The sequence below is a fragment of the Novosphingobium sp. ERN07 genome (genome assembly GCF_012641335.1).
Classification (GTDB): domain Bacteria; phylum Pseudomonadota; class Alphaproteobacteria; order Sphingomonadales; family Sphingomonadaceae; genus Novosphingobium.
The window spans coordinates 181,278-196,094 of the sequence record NZ_JABAID010000005.1 but is presented as its reverse complement, the minus strand read 5'-3'; the positions used below and the strand labels follow the sequence as shown (position 1 = coordinate 196,094).

At 62.4% G+C, this 14,817-nt stretch carries 16 protein-coding genes; 7 read left to right on the top strand and 9 right to left on the bottom strand.

All coding sequences use genetic code 11. The annotated features are described in order from the left end of the window. Positions 1–3: 3 nt before the first annotated feature. On the bottom strand, positions 4–1,188 hold the full coding sequence (locus HGI47_RS09745; RefSeq protein WP_168852549.1) for an acyl-CoA dehydrogenase family protein: 1,185 nt from the start codon (positions 1,186–1,188) through the stop codon (positions 4–6). A 12-nt stretch (positions 1,189–1,200) separates the two neighbouring features. Beyond that, positions 1,201–2,118 carry an SDR family NAD(P)-dependent oxidoreductase gene (locus HGI47_RS09740; protein WP_168852548.1) on the bottom strand — a complete coding sequence of 306 codons (918 nt, stop codon included), beginning with the start codon at positions 2,116–2,118 and terminating at the stop codon, positions 1,201–1,203. A 174-nt stretch (positions 2,119–2,292) separates the two neighbouring features. On the opposite strand from HGI47_RS09740, the gene ndk reads away from it, so the two are divergent. The 3 genes from ndk to HGI47_RS09725 all read left to right on the top strand — a co-directional run bounded on the left by ndk (position 2,293) and on the right by HGI47_RS09725 (position 5,739). Then, positions 2,293–2,715 carry a nucleoside-diphosphate kinase gene (gene ndk / locus HGI47_RS09735; RefSeq protein ID WP_168852546.1) on the top strand — a complete coding sequence of 141 codons (423 nt, stop codon included), beginning with the start codon at positions 2,293–2,295 and terminating at the stop codon, positions 2,713–2,715. A 384-nt stretch (positions 2,716–3,099) separates the two neighbouring features. After that, positions 3,100–5,409 carry a TonB-dependent receptor gene (locus HGI47_RS09730; RefSeq protein WP_168852543.1) on the top strand — a complete coding sequence of 770 codons (2,310 nt, stop codon included), beginning with the start codon at positions 3,100–3,102 and terminating at the stop codon, positions 5,407–5,409. A gap of 84 nt (positions 5,410–5,493) precedes the next feature. Beyond that, positions 5,494–5,739 (top strand): hypothetical protein, encoded by a 246-nt coding sequence (locus HGI47_RS09725; protein WP_168852541.1) that lies wholly within the window; start codon positions 5,494–5,496, stop codon positions 5,737–5,739. A 39-nt stretch (positions 5,740–5,778) separates the two neighbouring features. Here HGI47_RS09725 and HGI47_RS09720 read toward each other — a convergent pair whose 3' ends face one another. From HGI47_RS09720 to purM, 3 genes are read right to left on the bottom strand one after another with little or no spacing between them, the layout of a single operon-like run. After that, positions 5,779–6,915 carry an MFS transporter gene (locus tag HGI47_RS09720; RefSeq protein WP_168852539.1) on the bottom strand — a complete coding sequence of 379 codons (1,137 nt, stop codon included), beginning with the start codon at positions 6,913–6,915 and terminating at the stop codon, positions 5,779–5,781. 6 nt (positions 6,916–6,921) lie between these two features. Continuing rightward, the gene (purN, locus tag HGI47_RS09715) at positions 6,922–7,863 is read right to left on the bottom strand and encodes a phosphoribosylglycinamide formyltransferase (RefSeq protein WP_168852538.1); all 942 of its coding nucleotides are present in this window, start codon (positions 7,861–7,863) and stop codon (positions 6,922–6,924) included. Next, on the bottom strand, positions 7,856–8,962 hold the full coding sequence (purM, locus tag HGI47_RS09710) for a phosphoribosylformylglycinamidine cyclo-ligase (protein WP_168852536.1): 1,107 nt from the start codon (positions 8,960–8,962) through the stop codon (positions 7,856–7,858). The genes purN and purM overlap by 8 nt, the downstream gene beginning before the upstream one ends. A gap of 135 nt (positions 8,963–9,097) precedes the next feature. Here purM and HGI47_RS09705 point away from each other — a divergent pair, with 135 nt between their 5' ends. The 4 genes from HGI47_RS09705 to HGI47_RS09690 are packed head-to-tail and all read left to right on the top strand — an operon-like array spanning position 9,098 to position 12,126. Next, entirely contained in the window at positions 9,098–10,366 is a 1,269-nt protein-coding gene (locus HGI47_RS09705; RefSeq protein ID WP_168852535.1) for a heavy-metal-associated domain-containing protein, read from the top strand. A gap of 34 nt (positions 10,367–10,400) precedes the next feature. Continuing rightward, positions 10,401–11,015, top strand: a complete 615-nt coding sequence (locus HGI47_RS09700; protein ID WP_168852534.1) for an ATPase — start codon at positions 10,401–10,403, stop codon at positions 11,013–11,015. A 26-nt stretch (positions 11,016–11,041) separates the two neighbouring features. Further along, positions 11,042–11,758: a serine O-acetyltransferase EpsC gene (gene epsC, locus HGI47_RS09695; RefSeq protein ID WP_168852533.1), complete on the top strand. Its 717-nt coding sequence runs from the start codon at positions 11,042–11,044 to the stop codon at positions 11,756–11,758. 2 nt (positions 11,759–11,760) lie between these two features. Next, the gene (locus HGI47_RS09690; protein WP_370521677.1) at positions 11,761–12,126 is read left to right on the top strand and encodes a DUF2794 domain-containing protein; all 366 of its coding nucleotides are present in this window, start codon (positions 11,761–11,763) and stop codon (positions 12,124–12,126) included. Between the two features lie 118 nt (positions 12,127–12,244). On the opposite strand, the gene HGI47_RS09685 is transcribed toward HGI47_RS09690, so the two are convergent. Genes HGI47_RS09685 through HGI47_RS09670 form a run of 4 tightly spaced genes read right to left on the bottom strand, consistent with a single transcriptional unit; the run spans position 12,245 to position 14,811 of the window. After that, the gene (locus HGI47_RS09685; RefSeq protein ID WP_168852532.1) at positions 12,245–12,649 is read right to left on the bottom strand and encodes a PaaI family thioesterase; all 405 of its coding nucleotides are present in this window, start codon (positions 12,647–12,649) and stop codon (positions 12,245–12,247) included. Next, positions 12,646–13,167 (bottom strand): PaaI family thioesterase, encoded by a 522-nt coding sequence (locus HGI47_RS09680; RefSeq protein WP_206066099.1) that lies wholly within the window; start codon positions 13,165–13,167, stop codon positions 12,646–12,648. Before HGI47_RS09680 ends, HGI47_RS09685 begins: the two co-directional genes overlap by 4 nt. 52 nt (positions 13,168–13,219) lie before the next feature. Next, the gene (gene ruvX / locus HGI47_RS09675; protein WP_168852531.1) at positions 13,220–13,687 is read right to left on the bottom strand and encodes a Holliday junction resolvase RuvX; all 468 of its coding nucleotides are present in this window, start codon (positions 13,685–13,687) and stop codon (positions 13,220–13,222) included. Further along, positions 13,684–14,811, bottom strand: a complete 1,128-nt coding sequence (locus HGI47_RS09670; protein ID WP_168852530.1) for a DUF3089 domain-containing protein — start codon at positions 14,809–14,811, stop codon at positions 13,684–13,686. The genes ruvX and HGI47_RS09670 overlap by 4 nt, the downstream gene beginning before the upstream one ends. Positions 14,812–14,817 lie beyond the last annotated feature (6 nt).

Sequence of the window (14,817 nt, the reverse complement as noted above, 5' to 3'; positions counted from 1 at the left end):
GAGCTACCAGACCGTCCCTTCGCTGGCGAATTCGCGCAGCAGGTGCTTCGCGATCTGCAACTGCATGATCTGGCTGGTGCCTTCGTAGATGCGCAAGATGCGGGCATCGCGGAAGAAGCGCTCCGCCGGATATTCGGCCAGATAGCCCGCCCCGCCAAACACCTGCACGCAGCGGTCGACCACGCGCCCGCACGCTTCGGACGAAAACAGCTTGGCCGCCGCCGCCTTGCGCTGGATATTCTCGCCCCGATCCGCGCGGGCGCAGGCATCGGCAATCATGCACTCGGCGGCGTAAAGCTCGGCCTCGCTATCGGCCAGCATCGCCTGGATAAGCTGGAAGTTCGCAATCGCCTCGCCAAAGGCCTTGCGTTCGGTGGCATAGCGGATGGCAGTGTCGAGTGCGCGCCGCCCCATGCCCACGCCCATGCCCGCCACTGAAAGTCGCCCGTTATCAAGGCTCTGCATCGCGATCTGAAAGCCCCGGCCTTCCTCGCCGCCAACCAGCGCCGAACCGGGAACGTGAACGTCTTCCATGATCACGTCGGCAATGTGTGCGCCCGACTGCCCCATCTTCTTGTCAGGCTTGCCCACCGTGATTCCCGGCGCGGTCATATCCACGATAAAAGCCGAAACGTGCGCGTTCTTGGGCAGCGCTTCTTTGGATGTGCGCGCCATGATCAGCCCGATCTTTGCCGAAGGGCTGTTGGTGATGTAGCGCTTGGTCCCGTTGAGGCGATAGCCGTTGCCATCGCGCACAGCGGTTGTCTGCATCGCCGCGCTGTCCGATCCCGAACCCGGCTCGGTCAGGCCGAAGCAGGCGATCTCGCCACTAGCGATGCGCGGCAGCCATTCCGCTTTCTGCTCTGCCGTGCCGAAATTCTTGATCGCGCTTCCGGTCATGCCGATGTTGATCGAAATGGTGGATCGATAGGCGGGTGAGGCATAGCTCATCTGCTTCACCGTCTCGATATACTGGCTGACATTCATGCCTGCCCCGCCGAACTCTTCGGGGATAGTGATGCCAAACAGGCCCATATCGCGCATCTCGCCAAGGATATCGTCAGGGATGCGATCCTGAGCGATCACCTCTTCCTCCGCCGGGATCAGCCTCTCACGCACATAGCGGCGCAACTGTTCGATGAACTGGTCGAAGATTTCCGGGTCCATTCCGGGGTTTACAGTGGTCATCTCAGAAGTTCCTCAGACCGGATCGTAGGGGAAAACGTGCGCCGAAACCTCGTCCGCGCGGGCAAAGGCGGGCTTGAACGCGGGGATCAGTTCTTCGGCAATCGCAGCAGGCGTCCAGCCTTCCAGCTTGATCATGGACCGCACCGGGCGCGGCTTGTTGAACAGCAGGATCTCGTTCTTGCGCACCGAGAACACCTGATTGGTAACTTCTGCCGAAAGGTCAGACGCCAGATAGGCCACCAGCGGCGCGATCTTGTCCGCGCTCATCGTTTGCAGCCGTTCTACCCGCTGCTTCTGTTCGGGCGTTTCTGCCGGGATCGAAGCCGTCATCCGGCTCCAGGCGAAGGGCGCGATGCAGTTTGATCGCACGCCCCAGCGCGCCATGTCGAGCGCGATGGATTGCGACAGTGCCACCAGACCCAGCTTGGCCGCCGAATAGTTGGCCTGCCCCACATTGCCGATCAGGCCGCTGGTAGAGGTAAAGTGAATGAAACTGCCCGAAGCCTGCTCGCGGAAATAGGGGGTCGCCGCCTTCGATACGTTGAACGCGCCGGTCAGGTTAACGTCGATCACGCTGGTCCAGTCCTCATAGGACATCTTGTGCCAGATCGTGTCGCGCAGGATGCCTGCGTTGTTCACTACGGCATCGATCCGACCAAAGCGGTGCACCGCATCGTCCACGATGCTCGCCGCGCCCACGGGATCAGCCACGCTGGCCAGATTGGCCCAGGCTTTGCCGCCTGCCGCCACGATATCGTCCACCGTGGTCTGTGCGGGGCCAGCATCGCCCCCGTCGCCCGCCTGCGCCACGCCGGGATCGTTGACGACCACTGCTGCCCCTTCGCGGGCGCAGAGCAGGGCGATCTCACGCCCGATCCCGCGCCCTGCGCCGGTTACGGCAACGACCTTGCCCGCCAACACCCCCGCCATCCGAATCTCCAAACCGCTCTGCTTTACGTGAACGTTAATCAAGCGATTAAAAACTGCAACTGTCGGTTGTGATTTTCTTGGGCCAGTGCGTTGTGCAGCGCACCTTGCGGTGCCCGCCAAACCGGGCTAGGGGCGCGCCCAAAGAAATCCCCATAATCTGTAAGGATAAGTCCGATGGCGGTTACCCGCACCTTCTCGATCATCAAGCCTGATGCCACGCGCCGCAACCTCACCGGTGCGGTCACCAAGATGCTGGAAGAAGCTGGCCTGCGCGTCGTCGCTTCGAAGCGCATCCACATGACCCGTGAACAGGCTGAAGGCTTCTACGCCGTTCACCGCGAACGCCCTTTCTTTGGCGAACTCGTTGAATTCATGATCTCCGGCCCGGTGGTTGTGCAGGTTCTCGAAGGCGAGAACGCGATGCAGCGCAACCGCGACATCATGGGCGCGACGAACCCGGCCAACGCAGAACCCGGCACGATCCGCAAGGAACTGGCTGAATCGATCGAGGCAAACACCGTACACGGTTCGGACTCGGACGAGAACGCAGCGATCGAAATCGCCTACTTCTTCAAGCCCGAAGAAATCGTCGGCTGATCATCCGATCGCCTTGACTGCAAAAAGGCCGGGGCAGCAATGCTCCGGCTTTTTTGTTGGCATCCGTATCGGTTCGCACGCGGGCGGAAAAACCCACCCTCAACCCCTCCCGCTTGCGGGAGGGAAGCGAGACTTTCTGAGCCGCAGGCGAAGTTAGTCGCAGCGGGGTGGGCTTTTGGCCTGTCGCATTTGCAAAATGCCTTAGCCCGGCTCCCGCAACACCGACCATCGGCTAATGTTGCCTCCATGCAACGCTCCGTTGCAAATCGCTTGTTATCCGGGATAACAATAATTGTAGGCGGTGCATACGACTGCTAACTAAAGGTCGTCTCATTTTTTGTGGGGACGTTGGGTCGAAAACCGGCCCTTCAGGGAGGATACCTGATGCTTACCACTCGCGCATCCGCGCGCCTGCTCGCGCGCACCAGCCTTGTCGCTGCCGCTGCTTTCGCGCTCTCGCAGCCTGTCTTCGCCCAAGATGCCGCCGAACAGGCTGCTGAAGAAACCGCTGGCGGCGAAATCATCGTCACCGCACAAAAGCGAGCGCAGTCACTGTCGGACGTGTCGCTTTCGGTCGCCGCTGTCGGCACTGAACAGCTTGCCGCCAACAACACTGTCAATCTGGAAGGCCTGCAAGCCCTCGTTCCGTCGATCAGTTTCGGCAACGATTTCAACTTCGCCAAGCTGTTCATTCGCGGCATCGGCCTGTCCAGCTCGCTGCCGGGCGTCGATCCGTCCGTCGCGCTGCACGTCGATGGCGTAGTCGTCAGCCTCGCACAGGCGCAACTCGGCTCGATGTTCGATCTTGAACGGGTCGAAGTGCTGCGCGGCCCGCAGGGCACGCTCTATGGCCGCAACGCCACGGGCGGCGCGGTCAACCTGATCACCGCCAAGCCTACCGAAGAGCTCAGCGGCTATGTCCGCCAGACCATCGGTGGCGATGCCCTGCTGATCCAGACCGATGCCGCTGTCAGCGGTTCGCTCACGGAAGGCGTCCGGGCACGTCTGGCGGTGCAGCGCATCAAGCGTGATGGCTTCGGCATCAACGAATTTACCGGCAACGAGATCGACAACGCCAACCAATGGTCGGTGCGCGGTCATCTGCAGTTCCTGCCGACCGACAAGCTCTCGATCCTGCTGACCGGCGAACTCCACACCGAAGATGATCGCTCGCTTGCTGTGAAGTTCCGTGAAGTGTCGTTCCCCGGCACCACCACGGCCAGCCTGACCGCACTTGGCCAGCGTAGAAACGCCGATGGAAGTCAGGCTGCATTCGCCAGCAACGTCCGCAACCTGAACACCAACTTCGATCCGATCAACGATCGCAAGCAGTATGCCTTCACCGGCATCATGGACTATGCGGCGTCGGACGCCGTCTCGCTCAAGTCGTTGACGACCTATCGCAATTTCCGCGCCATTTTCTTCCACGACTTCGACATGTCGTCCTATCGCGGCTATCCGCTGGCGCAGACGAACGCGGTGCAGACCAGCGCCAACCACTGGCAGCCGGTGTTCCAGCACCAGTTCAGCCAGGAACTGCAGGCCAACGTCGATACCGACAAGCTGCACGCCGTCTTTGCGGGCTTCTACCTCAAGGAAAAGATTCGCGTCGAAAACCACATCGGTTTCGATGTGCTGACCAACACCGATCCCTATCGCGTGCAGTTCGACGGCAAGCTTGACGTTGAAACGTGGGCCGTCTTTGCGAACCTGACCTACGATCTGACCGATCAGTTCTCAGTCAAGGCCGGTGGCCGCTATTCGTGGGAAAAGCGCCACATCCAGAACAACAGCGGCATCGGCACCGCCGCGACTGGCTTTGTGCTCGATCCGCTGCAGTGGAACACGTCGAAGACCTGGGACGATTTCTCACCCTCGCTAGGGCTGGAATTCCGCCCGAACGACGATGTGATGGCCTATTTCAACTGGTCGCGCGGCTTCAAGTCGGGCACCGCCGAAATCGGTTCGCGCCGTTCAGCCACGGCGGTCACGCCTTTCGTGAACCCCGAAAAGGTCGAAGCGTTCGAAGGCGGCATCAAGTACAGCGCCGGTGGCGTGCAGACCAACCTTGCGGTGTTCTACCAGAAGCTCAAGAACGGCCAGTTCCAGCGCACTTTCCCCATCCCGAACCCGCCGTTCTTCGCCAGCGCGCTTGAAAACGCGGCGGAATCGCGGGCCTATGGTGCGGAATTCGAACTGCGCTGGCGCCCGATCGATGGTCTGTCGATCGATGCTTCGGCGGCTTACCTCAATTCGGAGTTCACCAAGTTCTTCTCGAAGGATCCGTTGAACGCCGCGCTGTTCGGCCCCGGCGGTTCGTCGATTCCTGATCAGGATCTTTCGGGCAATGCCACCCGCATGAGCCCGAAGTGGACGCTGAACTTCAATCCCTCTTACACCGCCGATCTTTCGAGCGGGGCGAGCCTGACGTTCGCCACCAACGTCTCATATCGTTCGAAACAATATCACACCGAATTCAACGATGATCGCATGGCCGCCGATGCCTATGCGATGGTCGATGCGAACGTGAAGTACCGCCATTCGGACGACAAGACCTCGATCAACCTGTGGGTCCGCAATCTGACCGACAAGCTGGTCTGGGCAGGCAGCTATGCCGTGGCGACCAGCCGCACCATCGGTGGCACGCTGATGCCGCCGCGCACCTATGGCGTGACGCTCGGCTACGAATTCTGATCCACCCCCGCTTGGGGACTCCTTCGGGCCACCGGTTCACTCCGGCGGCCCTTTTTGTTAAGCGTGCGCTTAAAGGAGATTCGGATGCAGGGTATGGGTGGAGAGGATTGTCCGTTCGAATTCAATTTCGATGCGGCAACGTTCAAGGTGGGCGATACCGTATCTTACCGCATCGTCGGAAACCCGATGTTTCAGGACATGCCCTTCGTGGGCGAACTGCTTGAAGTGCATGATGATTTCGTGGTCATCGCGGGCGATCCCAACGATGCGTCGGTGCGTTATCGCGCCACGCGGGAAAGCCGTCCGCAGGTGGATGCGAGCGAGATTTGATGACAATCCTGAAATGCACCTAGATGCACCTAACTGCACCTAGGCGGTACTGGGCTGCCTGTACCATTGCGCAAGCCCCCACCAGATTGCCCCTATCGCGCCAAGGCCGAGGAGGATGGGCAGAGTGTAGCCGAATCCGAGATGAAGTATCGTGGCGGCGACCAGCGCGGCCGTCGAACAGCCCAAGTCCCACCCGCCTTCGGTCGCCATATTGAACCGCAAGGTGCACTGTGATCGCTGCGCCATCGCATAGAGTGGGGAGAGCATCGCCGTGGCGAGCATTGGCGTTACAAGCGCGCCGAGTGCCGTGGCGACGAGGGCGGGGAGGGGGAGCTCCCAAGCCAAGGCCTTGATTGCAATAACGATTCCGCCAAGGCCGTAGGCCAGCGTGAGCGAGTGGTTGGCGCGTCCGCCATCGATCAACCGCCCGATCAGCAGGCTCCCCGCCGCTGCGCCTATGCCTGCCAAAGCAAGCGCGCCGCCAAAATTTTCGAAGCTTTGTCCGAGGGTTACGAAAAGGGCGAGGTTCCACACGACCACGCTGCTGCCCGATTGCAGCCCTTCGGCAAAATAAACACGGCGGCCGAAGCGGACGATGGCGGGATCGGCGCGGGTGCCGGGATCAATCACCGGGTTGGGCGCACCGAGCAGTGGCGCGGCAGCAAGTAGTTGAATCACCGCGATAATCGCAAAACCCGCAAGCGGTCCGGCCCAGCCGAGCAGCAGCCCGCCGACCACCGGTGCGACGATACCCACCGTGGCGGTGACCGCCTGCTGGATCGAAACTTGCCGTGCCATCGCGGCGTTGTCTCCGGCTGCGGAAACATAGGCGTGATAGCCGGTCCAGTAGAGCACGCTGCCAAGGCCCGACACAAGGATGTAGGTGACCAGAATTGGTCCCAAGCCGCTGATAAACGGCAACATTATGAACGATGCAGCGCGGATCTGCACGCCCAGCAACAGCACGCTGCGCAAGCCGTATCGGTGCGCGAGCGGGAGCACGGCGGCACGCAATGCGAAGCGGGACAGAAGGATCAGCGCAAAGGTCGCCAGCGCGAACGATGGGCTAAGCCCTTGTTTGACAAGGAAGCCGACCACGAAAAGGCCACCGCTTGCTTCTACAAACGATTGCAGTCCGGCGTGCGCATAGATGCGGCGGATCGTGGTGAACGCCATATGGCTTTAAAATTCCATCATTGCGGCAAGGCGGCGCGGGGCGACAGCGGCCCAACTGCGGCGCAGCCAGTCTGCGGCATGGTCCCAATCGACGTTGGGGCGGTTGAGAATCAAGCCTGCCCAACCACTTGCGCCGTAATAGGCGGGGCGGAACCAGGTGTCTTCGTCCTGCTCGATCAGCGCGGCGAGTTCGTCTTGCCCGCTGGTCTTTACCAGCAGCGCGATATGCGGCGTGCCGTGGTGCTGATCGTTGAAATAGGCGAAGTACTTGCCGCCGACGCGCCAGCCGGGAGAACCGTGGCTTTCGCGTTCTTCCACTTCCGGCAGTGCAGCCGCCAGCGCGCGGACTTTCTCAAACAACCAGTCGGCGCTGCTTTCGCGCGCGACGAAGGCGGCGAGGGTGCGCGAATAGAGTTGGTGTTCGGCAAAGAGGACGCGCGCGGCGAGGCTTTCGCCTGTGTCGCCGGAGATTATCGCTACCTGCGTCTGGCCGAGGATTGGGCCGTCATCGAGTTCGGCGGTGACGAGGTGGACGGTGCAGCCGCCGTGGCTGTCGCCCGCCTCAATCGCGCGGTCGTGCGTGTGCAACCCTTTGTATTTGGGCAGGAGCGAGGGATGGATGTTGAGCATCCGGCCTTCCCAGCGGCCCACGAATTCGGGGCTGAGGATGCGCATGTAGCCTGCCAGCGCGATGTAACGCGCGCCCGATTTCAGGACTTCGGCTTCCATCATCGTGTCATGTTCGACGCGGGGGATGCCCTTGTGCGGCAGGGCGAAAGTTGGGACGCCTTCTGCCTCGGCCAGCTTCAGACCGGACGCATCCGGGTTGTTCGAGAGGACGAGGACGATTTCGTAAGGGCAGTCCGCTGCGCGGCTTGCATAGAGCAGCGCGGCCATGTTGGTGCCGCTGCCCGAGATGAAGACGGCGACGGGCGTCCGATCAGCCAAGGTGAACGGCTTCCCAGGCGGCGCGTGCGGACCATGTCTCCGCGCTGCCGGTAACGGTGCAGCCCTTTTCGCCGGTGACGATTTCACCGACGCGGTAAACGGTTTCGCCCGCTGCGGTGAGGTCTGCGGCAAGCGAATCCGCTTGGTCCGGCTCTACCGCGAGGATCATGCCGATGCCGCAGTTGAAAGTGCGGGCCATCTCTTCAGGCTCGATGTTCCCCTGTGCCTGCAGGAAGGCCATCAACCGGCTCTGCTCCCAGCTATCGGCATCGATGCGTGCGTGGAGGCCCTTTGGCAGCACGCGCGGCACGTTTTCCAGCAAACCTCCGCCGGTAATGTGGGCAAGCGCGTTGATCCGGCCGGAGCGGATGAAGGGCAGCAGGCTCTTCACATAGATCCGGGTCGGTTCGATCAGATAGTCGATCAGCAGGCGTTCGTTATCGAACAGGGCGGGGCGATCCAGCTTCCAGCCTTTGTCCGCAGCGAGACGGCGGACGAGCGAATAGCCATTGGAATGGACGCCCGATGATGCAAGTCCGAGCAGGACGTTGCCTGCGGCCACGCGATCCCCGGTCAACTGTTCGCCACGTTCGACCGCGCCAACGCAGAAGCCCGCAAGGTCATAATCGCCATCGGCATACATGCCCGGCATTTCGGCGGTTTCGCCGCCGATCAGCGCGCATCCGGCGATACGGCAACCATCCGCAATGCCCGCAACGACACGTTCGGCCACGCCGTTGTCGAGGCGGCCCGTGGCGAAATAATCGAGGAAAAACAGTGGTTCGGCCCCCTGAACGATCAGATCGTTCACGCACATGGCGACAAGATCGATGCCGATCTGGTCGTGCCGGTCATGATCGATCGCCAGCTTTACCTTGGTGCCGACGCCATCGTTGCCCGCGACCAGCAACGGGTCTTTATACCCTGCTGCCTTGAGATCGAAGAAACCGCCGAAACCACCAAGTTCCGCGTCCGCGCCGGGGCGGGCGGTGGACTTGGCAAGGGGGCCGATGGCCTTCACCAGCGCATTGCCTGCGGCGATGTTCACGCCGGCCTGGGCGTAGCTGTAGCTCTGCGGCTTTTGATCCTGTTCGCTCATGGAGCGCGCGCCTAGCGCTTTCTCGCTTGGATTTCCACTTGCCTTTGGGCAAAAGCGAACGCGCAAGCACCGGAAATTCGAATTCCGGGCACCTTTCTGGCCAGCGCTGCGGCCCAACTGAAGTTCGGAGTTGTCTTGGTCGCCCTGCGCCTGCCATTGGAAAATGCGAAGAACCGCAAGCTCTTGGGTCTTGGCCTGGCGCTGCTGCTGGCAGCGGGCGGGGCGGTTCTGGTCGCGCAGATCGAAGGTGATCGCGGCATTCCGCCGATTGCCAGCAACGGCGATTTCGAGATTCGCGGCATCGAAGTGAACGTCAGCGGCGATAATCCCGAAGACGCGCGGATGAACGGCTGGCGCGAGGCGCAGCGCAAGGCTTGGGCCAAGCTGTGGGAATCGAACGGTAGCGGCGGCGCCGCGCCGGGGCTGGATGATTCGACCATCGAATCGATGGTGTCTGCCGTGGTGGTGGAACGCGAACAGGTGGGGCCGCGCCGCTATATCGCCACTTTGGGCGTGATTTTTGACCGGGCGCGGACGGGGGAACGACTGGGTATGACCGGCGCGCGGGCGCGGTCTGCGCCGCTGCTCGTGATCCCGGTGCTGTATCAGGGCGGCGTGGCGACGGTGTTTGAAACCCGTACACCGTGGCAGAAGGCCTGGGCCGAATATCGCACGGGCAATAGCGCGATTGATTATGTGCGACCAACCGGCGCGGGATCGGATTCGCTGCTGCTGACGGCAGGCCAGCTTGACCGGCGCAGTCGCAACTGGTGGCGCATGATTCTGGACGAATTTGGTGCTTCGGACGTGATCATGCCGATTGCGCGGCTGGAGCGTGAATTTCCCGGCGGACCGGTGAAGAGCACGTTCACGGCGCGCTATGGCCCGGATAACCGCTTTCTGGGCAGCTTCACGCTGACCGCGAAGAACGAGGGCGAAGTGCCCAAGATGATGGAGCAGGCCATCGGCCAGCTTGACCGCATCTTCACGCAGGCGCTGGCCGATGGGACGCTGAAACCCGACCCGACGCTGAATATGGTGACGCAGATCGATCAGGCGCTGATCGATGAGACCATGCAGAAGCTGGGGCCAGCGCCCGTGGCGATTCAGGCCGAGCCGGTGGGTGACGAGCCGGGCGCGGTGACAGCAACGCCTTCGGCTGCTGCTACCAGCACGTTCACCGTCCAGTTCACCACGAGCGATGCTGCGGCGGTGGACGCTGGCATGGCGGCGGTTCGTGGCGTGGCCGGCGTGAAGAGCGCAAGTTCCACGTCAATCGCCATCGGGGGCACATCGGTGATGCGCGTGACCTATGCGGGCGAACTGGATGCGCTGGCAGCGGCACTGCGCGCGCAGGGCTGGCGCGTGACAGTGGGCGCGGGCGCGCTTTCGATCCGCAAGTAACGCCTCTTCGTGATTCGAGCGTATAAGCGAACCGATGTCGACGCAGATTGCCCTTCCGCTGGTGACGGCGCGCGGTGCCGAAACCGTGGTGATGGGGCAGAGCCTTGTTCCCGTGATCGAGGCTTTGCAGGCGGCGGACCGCTGGCCTTTCCGCACGGCGATTCTGGCCGGGCCGCCGCGTTCAGGCAAAAGCCTGCTTGCGCGCTGGTTTGCCGAAAGCGGGGCTGGCGATGTGATCGACGGGGCCGATTCGCTGGGGGAAGACGATGTGTTCCACCGCTGGAACCGCGCGCAGGCCAGCGGGCGACCGCTGCTGCTGGTGGTGAATCGCGCGCCGGGTGACTGGAAAATCGCGTTGCCCGATCTGGCATCGCGACTGGGTGCGGCACTGCTGATCGAAATTGCGCCGCCCGACGATGATCTGGTGGCGGGGCTGGTTGCGGAACTTTCCGCGCGGCGCGGGCTTGTGCTGGGGGAGCAGGTGCTGGCCTATCTTCTGCCCCGGCTGGAGAGAAGTCATGCGGAAATCGAGTTGCTGATTGAAACTCTTGACCGGCTCTCTCTTGAGCGTAAAGCACCCGTCACCATATCGCTGGTTCGCGATGCGCTTGCTGAGCGAAACGGGGAATTTCAGCCGCGCTTGCTTTAACGCGGGATTAGAGAGAGAATCGGGGCATGTTCAACGGCCTGATAGCCTATCTGGATTCGATCCGTTCGCGCGATCCCGCGCCGCGTTCGCGCTGGGAAATCCTGCTCTATCCGGGGCTGTGGGCGGTGGGTTTCCATCGTGTGGCGCACTGGCTGTTCGAAGCGGAGATGTTCTTCCTTGCCCGCGCGGTGAACCATTTCTCGCGTTTTCTGACCGCCATCGACATTCATCCCGGCGCGAAGATCGGCAGGCATCTGTTTATCGAACACGGCTTTACCGTGATCGGGGAGACGGCTGAGATTGGCGATAATGTGACTATCTATCAGTGTGTTACGCTGGGTGGCACCAATCCCACGAATGGCATTCCGGGCAAGCGCCATCCCACGCTTTCGGACGATTCGATCATCGGGTCGGGCGCGCAGATCCTTGGTCCGATCACGGTCGGCGCGCGGGCGCGCGTGGGGGCGAATGCCGTGGTGACCGACGATGTGCCCGAAGGCGCGACGATGATCGGGCTGAAGGCGCGGTCCACGCTGGTTCCGGCGGAAACGTGGCTCAAGCAGTTCATTCCATACGGCACGCCCTGCAAGGAGCCGTGCGAGCCGAACGGCGGCAATCGCGTGGATGATCTTGAGGCTGAAGTGGCCGCGCTGAAGGCGCAGGTTGCAGCGCTGATTGCAGCGCAGGACGGCGGCACGCCCGCGCCGACGCCGACGACCGTTGGCAGAAGGACGCGCAACTGAGCGTGAACGGACCCGACGCCGGTGCGCCCGGCAGCGTGGTGCCCTTTCCCAACGTGCGCGTCGTGCAGCAGGTCGGCTTTGAGCGGGTCGAACTGCTGAAGATTCTCGATATTTATGGCCGCATGGTCGCCGCCGGATTTTGGCGCGACTATGCGATGGACTTTGGCAAGGATGCAGCGGTTTTTGCCGCGTTCAAACGCACGGCGGAGCGGCCCACTGCACGGATCGAGAAGCGGCCTTCGCTGCGCGGCAAGCAGGGCATGTGGGCACTGTTTGGCGAGGCGGGGCAAGTGCTCAAGCGCGGGCACGATCTGGGTGGCGTGCTTTTTCCGCTGGAGCGGCGGTTGATGAAAGTTGTGGAGGAGTAAGAAGCCCCTCCGTCATTCGCTGCCGCGAATGCCAGCTCCCCATTTGCGCCTTCGGCAAAAACGGGGAGGATTTGAAAAGTTCTGGCCCATTTGTGCTGCGCAAAAACGGGGAGGATTTTCAGGTTTTTGGCTTGAGCAGGAAGTTCATCCAGCAGCTTGCCAAAGGCTTTTCACGATCCGCCTGCCAGGCTTCGGCGCGGACGTTGGCGATGCGGCGGCCCGCGCGGATGACCTGACCGCGGGCGAAGGTTTCCACCGTAACGCCGCCGCGCAGATATTCGACCGAGATGTTGACCGGCTTGATGCGAACGCGCGCGTCCTCTTCGCCCAGTTCGGCGTGGAGCGCCATGATCGCGGCAATTTCGAGCATCCCGGCGATGGCGCCGCCGTGGAGAAAGCCGGGGCGGCCCATCGCGCGGTCGGAAAAATCCATGACCAGCAGCGGACTGCCATCGAGCAGGCCTTCGATGCGCATTCCCATTGCGCGGGCATAGGGCGGCAGGCGGTCTGAAACGAGCGTCATGCCCCGGCCCCTTCCGGTGCGTCCGGCTTCGATGGTCTGGCCCAGCCATCGGCTTCGACCTGAATGAAAATCCCGGCGGCATGGGCTACGGGATCGGCAATGTCGCCATCGTGAGCGATGCCGCGCACGAAGGCCATCGATTGCTTGAGTTGGTAGCATTCGGCCCACGCGACGATCATCTTGCCCGGCGTTGCGGCGCGGACGTAATCGACACGCAGATCGAGTGTGACCTGCGGGCGGAAGCCGCCGCGCAAGGCCCAGACCGACATTGAGGTGGCATTGTCGAGCAGGCTGATGATCGGGCCGGAGGCAAGCACGCCGGTTTCAGGGTCGCCCACCAGATCTTCGCGCCACGGCAGGCCGAGTTCGACCCAGTTATCGCCGTGACCGCGGTATTGCATTCCGATGAAGCCGGTGTGACCGTGCTTCATCATGAACTTGCCGAAGCGCGAGGGATCGAACGCCATGTCGGGCGGGATGGAAGGGCGTCCGCCGCTGCTGTCTGGAGTGCTGTTCATCCAGCATCCCTGCATCAGGTGCAGGGCATTGACAAGCGGCTTAAGCGATTGATTAAAAAGCGCTTCCGGCCAATGCGTCTATCGCACCCTGCAGGATCAATGCGGCGGCGTGCGAATCGATGCGTTCGGCGCGCTTGGCCCGGCTGAAATCCTGCGCGATCATTGCGCGTTCGGCAGCCTGCGTGGTCCAGCGTTCATCCCACAGCAGGATCGGCAGGCCAAGGTCTTCAAGATTGCGGGCAATGGCACGTGCGCCCTGGGATCGGGGGCTTTCAGACCCGTCCATGTTGAGCGGCAGGCCGATGACCAGTCCTTTTACGTCCCGCTCGGTAACGAGCGCGACAAGCTTTGCCTTGTCAGCCGTGAATTTGCCGCGCTGGATCGTCTTGCCTGCGGTGGCAAAGCGCCAGTCGGGATCGCACAGCGCCACGCCGATGGTCTTGGTGCCGGTATCGAGACCCATGAGCGTGCCGCCATCGGGCAGCTCATCGCGCATCGACAGGGCAGACTGCGTGATCATTGCGCCACTGCCTTGCGCGATGCTTCCCATGCCGTGACGCGGCGATTCACGTCGGTGCGCAGGTTCGTCCAGAAAAGCGGGATATCATAGACATGGTAGTTGTTGCCGGGCAGCACATAAGGGCCGAGTTCGGGCGGATCGCCGATCAGCAGGATGCCGGTGGCGGGATCGCACCGGGCCGGAACCGCACCGACGATGATATCGCCGCCCTTCAGATCATCGCTGGGCTTCAGCGTGCCGAGATTGGCGCTGGCAGGGGCAGCGGGGGTTGCGCCGCCATTGAGCGGATTGGTGCAGAGAATCGGGCGCGCATCTTTTGCCTTGCCATCAAGGGCGGGGCGGGTGCGATAGGCTTCGAGCACGACGCCCGGGTCAGCCGGTTCGGCAAAGCTGGCCCAGCTCATCACGCAGCCTGTGCGGTCTGGCCCATTGCAGGCAGGCAGGCCCATTGCAGGCAGGTCGTGTTCGATGGAGATCGGCCAGCCGACCGCATAGGCACCCACAACGCGCGCGGCGAGCGGCGTTCCGGCCACGCGATCCTTGAGCAAATGGATCAGGTGCAGCGCGCCCTGGCTGTGTCCGGCCAGCACGATGGGTTTGTCGGCAGGAACCGAGGCAAGGAACGTGTCGAAGGCCTGCCGCACATCGAGATAGGCGGCATCCAGCGCCATCTGCCCTTCTGCCTTGTCCGTCAGGAATGCTCCGAACGCGGCCTGACGGTAGCGCGGTGCCCAGATTTGTGCCTGCCCGTTGAACGGGCTGGCCATTCCCTGAATGAAATAGGTGGCGCGGCGGTTGGTGTCAGTATCGTCAAGCGGACCGTTCCATGCGGCGCGCGCAAGATAGCTGGTCGGGTGGATGAAGAACACCGCTGCGGAACCATTGCCTTTCTGCACGCCGGAAGGCACCCATTGCGATGGGTCTTGCGCGCCCACGCCGGGGCGCGAAAACCACATCGTGTTTGCGGCATAGGCATCAGCCGACACGGGTTCGAGGCGGGTATAAGCAGAGCGGGGGACGAACGCGAAGCGGGTCAATTCCGTCGACCAGATGCGCATGGCGAACAGCGCCGCGATCACTAGCCCGGCGAGAATGGCGATCATGTAGAGGAATTTGCGGGCCATCAGGAG

Bases quoted from the DNA above. Each gene is read 5' to 3' on its own strand.
- HGI47_RS09745 (WP_168852549.1), bottom strand. From the start codon at position 1,188: ATGACCACTGTAAACCCCGGAATGGACCCGGAAATCTTCGACCAGTTC.
- HGI47_RS09740 (WP_168852548.1), bottom strand. From the start codon at position 2,118: ATGGCGGGGGTGTTGGCGGGCAAGGTCGTTGCCGTAACCGGCGCAGGG.
- ndk (WP_168852546.1), top strand. From the start codon at position 2,293: ATGGCGGTTACCCGCACCTTCTCGATCATCAAGCCTGATGCCACGCGC.
- HGI47_RS09730 (WP_168852543.1), top strand. From the start codon at position 3,100: ATGCTTACCACTCGCGCATCCGCGCGCCTGCTCGCGCGCACCAGCCTT.
- HGI47_RS09725 (WP_168852541.1), top strand. From the start codon at position 5,494: ATGCAGGGTATGGGTGGAGAGGATTGTCCGTTCGAATTCAATTTCGAT.
- HGI47_RS09720 (WP_168852539.1), bottom strand. From the start codon at position 6,915: ATGGCGTTCACCACGATCCGCCGCATCTATGCGCACGCCGGACTGCAA.
- purM (WP_168852536.1), bottom strand. From the start codon at position 8,962: ATGAGCGAACAGGATCAAAAGCCGCAGAGCTACAGCTACGCCCAGGCC.
- HGI47_RS09700 (WP_168852534.1), top strand. From the start codon at position 10,401: ATGTCGACGCAGATTGCCCTTCCGCTGGTGACGGCGCGCGGTGCCGAA.
- epsC (WP_168852533.1), top strand. From the start codon at position 11,042: ATGTTCAACGGCCTGATAGCCTATCTGGATTCGATCCGTTCGCGCGAT.
- HGI47_RS09685 (WP_168852532.1), bottom strand. From the start codon at position 12,649: ATGACGCTCGTTTCAGACCGCCTGCCGCCCTATGCCCGCGCAATGGGA.
- HGI47_RS09680 (WP_206066099.1), bottom strand. From the start codon at position 13,167: ATGAACAGCACTCCAGACAGCAGCGGCGGACGCCCTTCCATCCCGCCC.
- ruvX (WP_168852531.1), bottom strand. From the start codon at position 13,687: ATGATCACGCAGTCTGCCCTGTCGATGCGCGATGAGCTGCCCGATGGC.
- HGI47_RS09670 (WP_168852530.1), bottom strand. From the start codon at position 14,811: ATGGCCCGCAAATTCCTCTACATGATCGCCATTCTCGCCGGGCTAGTG.